This is a genomic window from Nocardia sp. NPDC058499, assembly GCF_042719915.1.
GTDB lineage: Bacteria > Actinomycetota > Actinomycetes > Mycobacteriales > Mycobacteriaceae > Nocardia.
The window spans coordinates 178661-190631 of sequence record NZ_JBHXMZ010000003.1; the positions used below are offsets into that span (position 1 = coordinate 178661).

Below are 11971 nucleotides of genomic sequence, written 5' to 3' on the forward strand. Positions count from 1 at the left end.
GATAGTGTCATCGCCGGAGGCGGCAGTGTCACGGCCGGCGACCGAACCGTGTCACGGCCGGCTGAGGGCGCTGGCGTTGGCGTTCTCGGTGAGCAGGCCCGGGGAGCGGCCGCCGAATTCCAGGAGGTTCTTGCCGATGGAGGCTTCGGTGGGCAACGGGATCGGGTAGTGGCCGTCGAAACATGCGGCACACAGCCGGGAGCTGGGCTGTTCGGTAGCGGCGATCATGCCGTCGAGCGAAATGTAGCCCAGGGTGTCGGCGCCGATAGACCGGCGTACGCCCTCGACCATTTCGTGCAGCGCCGCCGGGTCGGCGGGTGTCCCGGCGGGGCCGTCCGGGTCGGTACCGGCGTTGTTGGCGACGAGTTCCGCACGGGAGGCGAAATCGATTCCGTAGAAACACGGCCACTTGACCGGCGGCGAAGCGATCCGGACATGGATTTCGAGGGCGCCCGCTTCGCGCAGCATCCGGATCAGAGCGCGCTGGGTGTTGCCGCGGACGATGGAATCGTCGACCACGATCAGCCGCTTACCCCGGATCACTTCGCGCAAGGGGTTGAGTTTCAGCCGGATTCCGAGCTGCCGGATGGTCTGGCTGGGCTGGATGAAGGTGCGGCCGACATAGGCGTTCTTCATCAGGCCCTGCCCGTAGGGCACACCGGAGCCCTGGGCGTAGCCCACCGCGGCCGGTGTACCGGATTCCGGGACGGGAATCACCAGGTCGGCGTCGACGGGGTGTTCACCGGCGAGGCGGCGGCCGATCTCGACCCGCGTCGCATGGACCGAACGCCCGGCGATGGCACTGTCCGGGCGGGCCAGGTACACGTATTCGAATACGCACCCCTTGGGTTCGGGGTTGGCGAAACGCAGCGACCGCACGCCGTCGGCGTCGATGGCCAGCAGTTCCCCGGGCTCGATCTCGCGGACGAAGGAGGCGCCCACGATATCGAGGGCGGCGGTTTCGCTGGCGACCACCCAGCCCCGGTCCAGCCGGCCGAGTACCAGCGGGCGCACGCCGTGCGGGTCGCGGGCCGCGTAGAGGGTGTGCTCGTCCATGAAGGTCAGGCAGAACGCGCCGCGCACAGTGGGCAGCAACTCCATGGCGGCCTGTTCGATACTCGAATCGGCGGCGGCATGGGCCAGCAGGGCGGTCATCACATCGGAATCGGAGGTGGCCGAGACGGCGCCGGGACGGCCGGGGCCGCCGACCAGGCCGAGTTCACGCGCCCGGTCGGCCAATTCGGCGGTGTTGACCAGGTTGCCGTTGTGGCCGAGCGCGAGCCCGGAGCCGACGGCGGTGGTCCGGAAGATCGGCTGTGCGTTCTCCCAGGTGGTGGCACCGGTGGTCGAGTACCGGCAGTGGCCGATAGCGACATGGCCGGGCATGGCGGCGAGGGTTTGCTCGTCGAAAACCTGGCTCACCAGGCCGAGATCTTTGAAGACCAGCACCTGCGAACCGTCGGAGACCGCGATACCCGCCGCCTCCTGACCGCGGTGCTGCAACGCATACAGGCCGTAGTAGGTGAGTTTGGCCACGTCCTCCCCCGGAGCCCAGACTCCGAAGACTCCGCATTCCTCACGAGGCGGGTTCTCCGTCTCCTCGGTTGCGGTGGGATTGCTGAGGGCCGATCGGTCGGCGAGGGTCACCGTGCGCTCCCTGGTCGGGCGGGTGTGGGGGGCAACCGACATTCTACGGGTGCATGTCCCGGAAGCGGCATCGGATCAGCAGCTCGACAGCAAGCGCGGCCGGACCGGTCGAATCGCTATCCCAGCAACTTCTACTCGCGCGCGGGCAACCCCGGGCCGGCAAACCGCCACACTCGATCAACCTGCCCTTCACCTGCATGAACAGTGGGATCCGGCCGCGCGTACCGTCAGGATATGCCTGCCGGAGCATGCCGTCCGCGACACCTGCCAGGGCCATCGCTCATAAGCCTCGTGGACGGCCGGGCGCAACGTGGGCGATATCACCCGGCGCAGCACTCCTGACGCAACCCGGTCCACGAGTCAGCGGACGCGGCCGAGTAGCCGTCCACCGGGTGGCAGATAACTGCCCATTTCGGCCTCGAGATCCTCGGCCGCGGCCGCCAGCTCCGGCGGCCCGAGCCGCGCGGTGACCACGGTGGGCTCGCCTGCCGTCACGCGCCGGTTCCAGGGCGGCGAGAATTCGAGGTCCAGGCCGATCCGCAATTCCACCGCACCGGCGACGGATAGGGCGGTGAAGCTCAGATTGGGTTCGGTGAACTCGAGCCGCGCGGGCTCCGGTAGCGGGTCGCCGGGTTCGGCGGCGGCGATACGCCGTAGCCATTCGGCCAGTTCGACCGCATCGTCGAGCGTCAATGCCTGCCAGCGGAAGGACCAGTTCCCCTCGGGACAGTTCGCGATGCCGGCAATTATCAGCCAGCTGTACCTGATTCGCGGATCGATATGGTCCGGAAACTGATATCCGGCAACCGTGAGCTCCACACCGTATCCGTCGCTGTCGATCAACCTCACCGGCGAAGTGTGTCACTTTCGCGACGTCCGCGCCCGCCGGAAACCGGCGAAACCGGCGCCGCGCGAACGGAGTCGAGCCGGGCGAACACGGCACCGCCCGCATTCACCGCCCAATGCAACAGGGCGGGCGCGGTGGCGCTGCCCGTCCACCGGCGCAACATGCCGAAAACCGCACCGGCGGCGCCGGTGAAAATCACTGTGCCGAGCACACTGTCGCCCGCGGCGCGGGCGGGATGGATATGCCACAGTCCGAAGGCCGCGCTACCCGAGATGATGCCGGCACGCGCTCCGAATTCTCTGTCCAGCAACGGGTCCAGAGTGGCGCGGAAGATCAGTTCCTCGGTGTAGACGGTGCCGAGCGGAATATGCACCGCAACCCACTCCACAGTGCTCACATCCGCCGCGCGGTCTCCCGTCCCGGACAGCGAGCGACGCACGGCAGGCACCGCGAACGCCACCGCGTACCCGGCCGCGACCAGCGCGGCGCAGCCGATCCCGACGCCGGCTCCGCGCGCGGAGAACCAGTTCGGGCGGCCGCGCAACGCGATTGCGTATCCGGTCGCCGCGAGGGCACCGGCGGCGGTGCGGCCGCGGCGCTCCAGCCCGAGCCGCGGCAGCAGCCAGTTGTTCCACAGCAGCGGCGCGGCCAGTGCGGCGACGACCCGGATTCTCATTTCACCTCGCGCTCGTAGGCCTCGTAGGCCTCGATCTCGAGCCTGACCCGTTCGGCCAGTTCGGGGTTCCAGCCCGGCGGGTGAGCGACCGCGGCCCAGGCGTCCATGACGAGGCTCCCGTATCGGTGCCCGTGCCCGTCCCGGACGCCCTGGGCGTTCGTGAGGTCCGCGGAGACCTGCCAGAACGTGACCAGCGGCGCCCAGCGCATCCGCGGGGAGACATCCACTCCGCGCGGTTCGGACAGCCAGTCCGGCCGGCTGAAGAGAAGATCCGTCGACCACCAGACGATCGGGTCGGAGGCGTGTTGCAGATAGGCGATTCGCGGAGCCCGCCACTCCGGGCCCGGGTGGGCGAGATCCGCGGCGTCGGTGGCGAACCTGATCACCAGCCCGTCGGCGTACACCGGCTGCGTCTCCGGGGAGCCCGGGTCGCGGCGGCTGACGAATTGCTGCCACAGCCGGTTGGAGTTGGGCGGGCCGACCCAGAGCGCGCCGTCGACCTTCGCGCGCAGATCGGCGAGTCCGTCGAACGCGGCCTCCGACCCTTGCGAACCGAGACTTTCCCCGTACACCAGCAGTTTCGGCCGGTCCTCGGGCGCGCGGGCGCGAGTCCGTTCGTATACCGCGTCGAACAGTTCGCGGCCGGCGGCGGCAGCCTTGCCGCGGTCGGCCAGGAAGGACAGTGCACTGGGCAGATACGAGTACTGGGTGGCCACGATGGCGGTATCGCCGCCGTACATGTACTCGATCGCGTTGGCCGCCATGGAATTGACCCAGCCCGTGCCGGTGGTGGTCACCACGACCAGCGCCTCGCGATCGAAGGCGCCGGTTCGTTCCAGTTCGGCGACGGCGAGTTCGGCCTGGGTCTCCTCGGTATCGGCGACAGACTCGAGCCCTATATAGGCGCGGATCGGTTCGCGGGCCGGGCGACCGGTGACCCAGGAGATCCGTTCCGCGCTCGGACCGTGCGAAACGAACCAGCGGCCCTCGAAGCCGAGGGTGTCCCACGCCGCCAGCGAATCCGGGCTACCCGACCGTTCCGGCAGCTGCGGCGGGCTCGCGTACTCGGAGGTGGTGTCGTTACGAACGCTGAACGCGGAATTGGCGACAGCGAAGAAAGCGCGGGTGGCCACACCGTTGAACAGGGTCACCACCAGCAGGACCAGCACCAGCGCCCCGGCCGAGGGCGCCAGCTCGCGCGGTATCCGCACCCAGCGGTTCAACTGCCGGGCGAAGAACAGGATGAGTTCGCGCACGGTGCGATACGCGGCGACGACGAGGATACCGATGGCAAGGCTCAACCCGCCGGTCCGCAGATACGCGGGGGTTGTGGTGCCTTCCATCCCCATCAACGCCGCGATTTCCCGCTGCCAGTGCGCCGACTGGACGAGCATGTAGGCGGCCCCCAGCGCGGCGCTGAGCAGTACCGCCGATTTCAGCGCGTACCGAGTCCAGCGGGGCGGGGCGGGAATCCGGGTGAGCCGCGGCCGGATCCACAACCGGAACAGCCATTCCAGCAGACACCCCACGCCGTAGCCGATGGCCGCGTTGATCCCACTGATCAGGCCCTGGAACATCCAGTCGCGTGGCAGCAGCGACGGCGTCACCGACAGCGCGAAGAACACCGTCGCGACCACCAGACCCACATAGTTCAGGTCGACGATCCGCTCGACTCGCTCGATCACCGCGATACAGCGCGACCGCAATCGGGTCACTGTGTCCGCGGTCTCCAGCACCTATCCAGTATGGCGGGCGGAACCGACACCGGCGGGTGGCTCGGGTCACCCCCGGCGTGGCACGCCCGCCCCGGAATCAGGCGTGGCCGCCGAAAAGGGCCGGGAGAGTGCCCTCGTAGGCGGCGCGGAGTTCGGTCATCGGCACCGAGAACTGGCCCTGTACCTCGATCGAATCCGCCCCTTGGTCCACCACCCCGATCCGCACCCACGGCAGTTCGCGGGCGGTGCACATCCGGGTGAACCGGGTCTCCTCCGACCGCGGCACCGCGACCAGTACCCGGCCCGCCGATTCGGAGAACAGCGTGACGAACGGGTCGGCGTCCTCCGGCAGCAGGATGCGGCAGCCGGTTTCGCCGGCCAGCGCGGCCTCGACCACGGCCTGCGCCAGACCGCCCTCGGACAGATCGTGGGCGGCGCTGATCATTCCGTCGCGGGAACCGGCGGTGAGCACCTCCGCCAGCAGCTTCTCCCGGGCGAGATCCACCTGCGGCGGAAGCCCGCCCAGGTGATCGTGCGCGACCTGCGCCCAGACCGAACCACCGAATTCGTCCCGGGTATCGCCCAGCAGGATCAGGGTCTCCCCCGGCTCCAGGCCGAGACCGGTCGGAATACGCCGGTGCACATCGTCGATCACGCCGAGCACACCCACCACGGGCGTCGGCAGGATGGCGTTCTCGCCGGTCTGGTTGTAGAAGCTGACATTGCCGCCGGTCACCGGGATACCGAGTTCGGCGCAGCCGTCGGCGAGCCCGCGGACGGCCTGCTGGAACTGCCACATCACGCCGGGATCTTCCGGGGATCCGAAATTCAGGCAGTTGGTGACGGCCTTCGGGGTGGCGCCGGTGGTGGCGACATTGCGGTACGCCTCGGCCAGCGCGAGCCGTGCGCCGGTGTAGGGGTCGAGCTTGGTGTAGTGGCCGTTGGCATCAGTGGCCAGCGCGATACCGCGCCCGGTTGCCTCGTCCACCCGGATCACGCCGGCGTCGGCGTATTCGGCGAGGACGGTGTTACCGCGGACGTAGCGGTCGTACTGTTCGGTGATCCAGCGGCGGCTGCACAGCTGTGGGCTGGACACCATCTTCAGCAGGGTGTCGCGCAGTTCCTCGGCGGTTTTCGGCCGGGGCAGATTGTCCGGGATGTCGGCGTTGAGGGCGTCCTGGGTGCCGGGACGCTGCACGGGGCGCTCGTACACCGGCCCCTCGTGCGCCACGGTGCGCGGCGGCACATCCACCACGGTTTCCCCGTGCCAGGTGACCTCGAGGCGCTCACCGTCGGTGACCTCACCGATCACGGTGGCCAGGACATCCCATTTGGCGCAGACCGCCAGGAACGCGTCGACGTTCTCCGGCGTGACCACCGCGCACATCCGTTCCTGCGATTCGCTGGACAGGATTTCGGCGGGGGTCATATCGGCGGCCCGCAACGGGACCCGGTCCAGTTCGATCCGCATTCCGCCGTCACCGGCGGCGGCCAGCTCGGAGGTCGCGCAGGAGAGCCCGGCGCCGCCGAGATCCTGGATACCGACGACCAGTCCGGCGTGGTACAGCTCGAGGCAGCATTCGATGAGGACCTTCTCGGTGAAGGGGTCGCCCACCTGCACGCTCGGCAGCTTCTTGCGGCCGGTGCCGGATTCGTCGCCGGAGAAGGTGTCCGAGGCGAGTACCGAGACGCCGCCGATACCGTCGAGACCGGTCCGCGCACCGAACAGGATGATCTTGTTACCGGCACCGGACGCGAACGCCAGATGCAGATCCTCCACCCGCATGGCACCCGCGCACAGCGCGTTCACCAGCGGATTGCCCTGGTAGGAGGCGTCGAACACGGTCTCGCCGCCGATATTCGGCAGACCCAGCGAATTGCCGTACCCGCCGACACCGCGCACCACACCGTCGACGACGCGGCGGGTATCCGCGGCATCCGCGGCGCCGAACCGCAGCTGATCCATGACCGCGATCGGCCGCGCCCCCATCGCCATGATGTCGCGGACGATCCCGCCGACACCCGTGGCCGCGCCCTGATACGGCTCGACATACGACGGATGGTTATGGCTCTCCACCTTGAAGGTGACCGCCCAGCCGTCACCGATATCGACCACACCCGCGTTCTCACCGATACCCGCGAGCATCGAGGCGCGCATCTCGCCGGTGGTGGTCTCCCCGAAATAACGCAGATGCACCTTCGAGGACTTGTAGGAGCAGTGCTCGCTCCACATCACCGAGTACATGGCCAGTTCGGCGTCGGTGGGCCGGCGACCCAGGATGTCCCGGATCCGGGCGTATTCGTCGTCTTTGAGGCCGAGCTCGGCGTACGGCTGCGGCGTATCCGGATGTGCGGCGGCGGTGGCGACCGTATCGACCTGCTCAGTCACGGGATTACCAGGATCCTTTCGTAGGTTGGCGCGCCGGCGCGCGCGGGCTCCGGTCCGCATCGCGTATCCGGGCATTCCACGGCTGCTTTTTCGCGTCGACGCCGCGGGATATCGGGAACACGGGTGGGGCCGGAACACGGGGCCTCGACGGCGGGGCCCCGACAGGTTTGATCCAGCACGAATCTTACGTTCACCTGCGCCGCGCACATTCCCGACCCCATCGCCGCCGACGCCCCGGCCACCGGTCCGTGACCGACTGCTGCCCGAAGGCCGGTGCGGGAGCACGGCCCCCGGGCACGGCGCAGGCGCAATGCCTGTGGCCGCCGGTTCGCCGGGCTCAGTCGCGGGGCGCGAGGAAGGCGGCCAGCGCCGCGGCATAGGCGGTGATATCGGTGGCCCCCATCATTTCGCGCGCCGAATGCATCGCCAGCTGGGGTGTGCCGATATCCACGGTCGGCATACCGGTGCGGGCGGCGGTCATGGGTCCGATGGTGGATCCACACGGCAGGTCGGCCCGATGCACATACCGCTGCATGGGCACGCCCGCCTGCGCGCAGGCCAGCGCGAACGCACCCGCACCCACCGCATCGGTCGCATAGCGCAGATTCTGGTTGACCTTGAGCACCGGTCCGCCGTTGATCGCGATCCCGTGTGCGGGTTCGTGTCGCTCCGGGTAGTTCGGGTGGGTGGCGTGGGCCATATCGCCCGACGCGCAGACCGATCCAGCCATCGCGGCCAGAAAATCGGCACGGCCACCGCCGCGCGCGAGCACGATCCGTTCCAGCACCGTGGGTAGCAGCTCGGACTGGGCGCCACGATCGGATTGGCTACCCACTTCCTCGTGATCGAATACCGCGAGCACCGGAACCGCGCCGCCCGGATTGTCCACCGCCGTGCGGAAGGCCTGCAGACCGGCATAGCAGGTGCCCTGGTTGTCCAGCCGCGGCGCGCTGATCAGGTCCTGGCCGGCGCCGATCACCCGGCTCGCCGCCAGGTCGTGGGTCATCAGTTCCCACCCGAGCACCGCCGCCGGATCCACCCCCGCCGCCTCGGCCACATAGTCCAGGAAGGACGCGGGTTCGCTGCCCACGCCCCAGATCGCGTTCACGTGACGCTGCGGGTCGAGCGTGACCCCGCGCCGATCCTCGGAGAGGTGGATGGCCAGCTGCGGAACGCGCAGGATCGGCTCGTCGATCCGCACCAGCCGCTCGGCCAGACTATTGCCCTCACGCACACTGAGCCGCCCGGAGATACCCAGCTCCCGATCCAGCCACGAATTCAGCCAGGCCCCGCCGTACGGCTCCAGCCGCACCAGTTGCCATCCGGCCACCGATAGATCGGGGTGCTGTTTGACCCGCAGGTTGGGGCTGTCGGTATGTGCCCCGACCACCCGGAACGGACCGGTCTGCGCGGGATCGGCCCAGGCAACCAGCGACCCACCGCGCACGATGTAGTACCGGCCGCCCGCGCTGGGCCAGGGCTGCGTCTCGTCGAGACGAACGAACCCGTCGGCATCCAACTGCTCGGCCATCGTCCGGCAGACATGAAACGGCGACGGCGAGGCGTCGATGAAGGCACACAAACCGGCGGCCGAAGCCGCAACAGCAGAACTCGGCATGAGACGACCCTATGTTGTGTCTTTTTGCGGCGCCTGCGGGCGCCGCGGGTTCCGGCCCGGCCCTGCGCCTGTCAGGAACCGACGAGCACGTCCAGGGCAGACAGGAACAACCCCAGCCCGTCGTCGCTCGGACCCGTGAGCGCTTCGGTGGCGTGTTCCGGATGCGGCATGAGCCCCACGATCCGCTTGTTCGCCGAGGCGATACCCGCGATCGAACGCTGCGAGCCGTTGGGGTTGTCGCCTTCGTAGCGGAACACCACCCGGCCTTCGCCCTCGAGTTCGTCGAGTACCGACTGCGAGGCCTGGTAGCGGCCCTCCCCCGATTTCAGCGGGACCAGGATCTGGGCGCCGGGTTCGTAGCGGGAGGACCAGGCGGTATCGGTGGCCTCGACGCGCAGCCACTGGTCGCGGCAGATGAAATGCAGGCCCTCGTTGCGGGTGAGCGCACCGGGCAGCAACCCGGCCTCGCACAGCACCTGGAAACCGTTGCAGATACCGAGCACCGGCATACCCTTGCCGGCGGCCTCGATCACGGTGCCCATAACGGGTGCGAACCGGGCGATGGCACCGCAGCGCAGATAGTCGCCGTAGGAGAAGCCACCGGGGACCACGACCGCGTCCACACCTTTGAGATCGGCGTCGCCATGCCAGAGGTTCACCGCCTCGGCGCCGGCCAGCCGGACGGCGCGGGCGGCGTCCACATCGTCGAGGGTGCCCGGGAAGGTGATGACCCCGATACGGGCGGTCACGAGACGCGCACCACCTTCCAGTCCTCGATCACGGTGTTGGCCAGCAGCGATTCCGCGATCGCCGCGATCTGGTCGTCGCTCATATCGTCGCCGACCTCGAGTTCGAACCGTTTGCCCTGCCGGACATCGGTGACGCCTTCGAATCCCAGGCGCGGTAGCGCGCCGGCTATGGCCTGCCCCTGCGGATCCAGGATCTCGGCCTTCGGCATCACCTCGACCACGACACGTGCCACGGGTTGCTCCTCACGAAAAGGGGTGAGCTGCGCCCGGCGCTGCAACGGGCCGGAACGCTGATGGGGTTACCTGAGCAGCCTAATTGCCGCGACTACCGGCGTTCGCGGCGGGTGAGGTGAACCAGTTGCGCGGTACTAGCCTGGGGGCATGCATGTAGCCCATTTCGGTCACTCCTGCGTACTCGTCGAACTGCACGGTAAGAAGGTTCTCTTCGATCCCGGCGCGTTCTCGCACGGTTTCGAGGGCCTCACCGGATTGGACGCCATCGCCGTCACCCATCAGCACGCGGACCATATCGACCCGAACCGCGTCGAGGCACTGATCTCCGCCAACCCCGGCGCCCGCCTGCTGTCGGACCCACAGACCGCCGAGCTGCAGGAGGGACCGTGGGAGGCGGTGCACGCGGGCAATGTGATCGAGCTCGGCGAGCTACGGATCACCGGCGGCGGCGGCCGGCACGCCGTGATCCACCCTGAGCTCCCGGTCGTCGACAACACCGTGTTCCAGCTCGGCAGCACCGACAACCCGACCCGGTTCGTCCACCCGGGCGATTCGCTCTGGGTCCCCTCCACCCCGGTGGATGTGCTGGCGGTCCCCGCCGCGGCACCGTGGATGAAGATCAGCGAAGCGGTCGACTACCTGCGTTCGGTCGCGCCGCGGGTCGCGTTCCCGATCCACTACGGGATCATCGCCGAGCAGGCCTGGGGCGTCTACTTCAGCCGGCTCGACGAAATGCGCAAGGCCGAAACAGAGTTCAAGGTGCTACCCCAAGAAGACAACACCACCTTCTGACCCACCAAGAACGCACCCCACCCGCGGCCATCTCTCCCTCCGTGGGCGGTTCACTCCCGTCCCCACCTGGATGGTTCACCTTCCCCGGGTGGGGCCCGCCCGGTTCTGGAGCGACCAGAGGGAGGGAGCGCAGCGACCGACCGGCGGGAGTGAAGAACCGGGCCCAAAAGGGCCCCACCCTCGAGCCGCGGAGCGGCTCCAAAATCACAGCCCGCCCCTTCACAAACGGTTCCCCCCGAGACGGCTTCGGTCAGGTTCCGGCCGGCGGTGCGGAGACCCAACAGAGGCGACACCCCAACCGAAACCCGCCGCCCCCGTTATCGCCGATCAGGGGGCGGCGGAGTCTCAGGCCGCGCGCACAGCAGCGACGACTTCCCAGCGGTACACCTCGCTGCGCGCCCCGTGATAAAGCGCGAGATCGACCGCATCCAGCATCGCCTGCCGCGGACCGGGCCGCGCCAGCTGCGCAGCCGAGACCGCCAGCCGCAACACCCCGCCGCGCCGAGCGGTCCGGGCCGCGCCGAGTACGAGGGCCCGGCACCACCACGGTTCGGCCCGGAAACCTTCGCCGATGCCGTAGACCCGCGCCTTCTGCACGGTATTGCGTTGCAGATCGTGAATACCCGTCAGCCCCAGCGATACCCGGAAACCGAGTTCGGGCAGCGCCCCGACAGCGCCCGCCGAGACATCCCAGCGTGGAGCCGCGAACAGCCGGGTACGCAGACCCACCTGTTCCATCGCCCGATCGGCCGCGGTGAGCCGCAGCAACGCCTCGTGCCGGGGCAGGGTCGCGAATTCGGCGCGACGCCGTTTGGTGGCGGCCTGGTCGTAACCGTGCAGTACGACGGCGTCCCCGCGCTCCCGGCGGCTGCGCAGCCAGATCTGTGTGGTGGAGTCGTCGGCGAGCCGGTATTTCCCCTTCAGCCGGGGCGCCACCAGCAGCGACAACCGGACACCGCGCTGATCCATCTCCTCGGCGAACCCGATCGCCGCGTCGCGGGTGGACTCCCGGATCCCGGACACCGATACGAGTAGCTCAGCGTTCATGTACCAACGGTGGCAGTCACAGGTGACGGCCGTATGCAATACCGATGACCTATACATGCAGGTCCGGTGACCAACCCGTGCAGCAGACATGACCGCCGGGCGAACATCCGGACACGGTCCGGTAGAGCCCTCGCTCCGACGCGCGTACCGAGATGAACGCCGGCGTCGAGACCCCACTTCTCCGCGAGGAGGAGAACGGTGTGCCGGGATGGCGAGCCGGTGCAGCGGCTGGAGCGCGACGCCGAATTCGTTCGGCC

General features: G+C 68.7%; 10 protein-coding genes. 1 reads left to right on the forward strand and 9 read right to left on the reverse strand.

Annotated features, from left to right (window positions below):
* Positions 1-51: 51 nt before the first annotated feature.
* The 8 genes from purF to purS form a co-directional block, all read right to left on the reverse strand.
* Positions 52-1647, reverse strand: coding sequence for an amidophosphoribosyltransferase (gene purF, locus ACFWPH_RS10940; RefSeq protein WP_378749817.1), 1596 nt, complete (start codon positions 1645-1647; stop codon positions 52-54).
* A 360-nt stretch (positions 1648-2007) separates the two neighbouring features.
* On the reverse strand, positions 2008-2496 hold the full coding sequence (locus ACFWPH_RS10945) for a hypothetical protein (protein WP_378749819.1): 489 nt from the start codon (positions 2494-2496) through the stop codon (positions 2008-2010).
* Positions 2493-3170, reverse strand: a complete 678-nt coding sequence (locus tag ACFWPH_RS10950; protein WP_378749821.1) for a CPBP family intramembrane glutamic endopeptidase — start codon at positions 3168-3170, stop codon at positions 2493-2495. Before ACFWPH_RS10950 ends, ACFWPH_RS10945 begins: the two co-directional genes overlap by 4 nt.
* Complete coding sequence (locus ACFWPH_RS10955; RefSeq protein ID WP_378749823.1) at positions 3167-4906, reverse strand: alpha/beta hydrolase; 1740 nt, start codon at positions 4904-4906, stop codon at positions 3167-3169. Before ACFWPH_RS10955 ends, ACFWPH_RS10950 begins: the two co-directional genes overlap by 4 nt.
* Positions 4907-4982: 76 nt before the next feature.
* Positions 4983-7274, reverse strand: coding sequence for a phosphoribosylformylglycinamidine synthase subunit PurL (purL, locus tag ACFWPH_RS10960; RefSeq protein ID WP_378749825.1), 2292 nt, complete (start codon positions 7272-7274; stop codon positions 4983-4985).
* A gap of 337 nt (positions 7275-7611) precedes the next feature.
* Positions 7612-8892: a M18 family aminopeptidase gene (locus tag ACFWPH_RS10965; RefSeq protein WP_378749827.1), complete on the reverse strand. Its 1281-nt coding sequence runs from the start codon at positions 8890-8892 to the stop codon at positions 7612-7614.
* A 71-nt stretch (positions 8893-8963) separates the two neighbouring features.
* Positions 8964-9641 (reverse strand): phosphoribosylformylglycinamidine synthase subunit PurQ, encoded by a 678-nt coding sequence (purQ, locus tag ACFWPH_RS10970; RefSeq protein ID WP_280416579.1) that lies wholly within the window; start codon positions 9639-9641, stop codon positions 8964-8966.
* Positions 9638-9874, reverse strand: a complete 237-nt coding sequence (purS, locus tag ACFWPH_RS10975; RefSeq protein WP_033244081.1) for a phosphoribosylformylglycinamidine synthase subunit PurS — start codon at positions 9872-9874, stop codon at positions 9638-9640. Before purS ends, purQ begins: the two co-directional genes overlap by 4 nt.
* A gap of 148 nt (positions 9875-10022) precedes the next feature.
* Between purS and ACFWPH_RS10980 the strand changes: the two genes are divergently transcribed.
* Positions 10023-10667, forward strand: coding sequence for an MBL fold metallo-hydrolase (locus ACFWPH_RS10980; RefSeq protein ID WP_378749830.1), 645 nt, complete (start codon positions 10023-10025; stop codon positions 10665-10667).
* 345 nt (positions 10668-11012) lie between these two features.
* On the opposite strand, the gene ACFWPH_RS10985 is transcribed toward ACFWPH_RS10980, so the two are convergent.
* The gene (locus ACFWPH_RS10985; RefSeq protein ID WP_378749832.1) at positions 11013-11714 is read right to left on the reverse strand and encodes a DUF2334 domain-containing protein; all 702 of its coding nucleotides are present in this window, start codon (positions 11712-11714) and stop codon (positions 11013-11015) included.
* Positions 11715-11971: the final 257 nt, after the last annotated feature.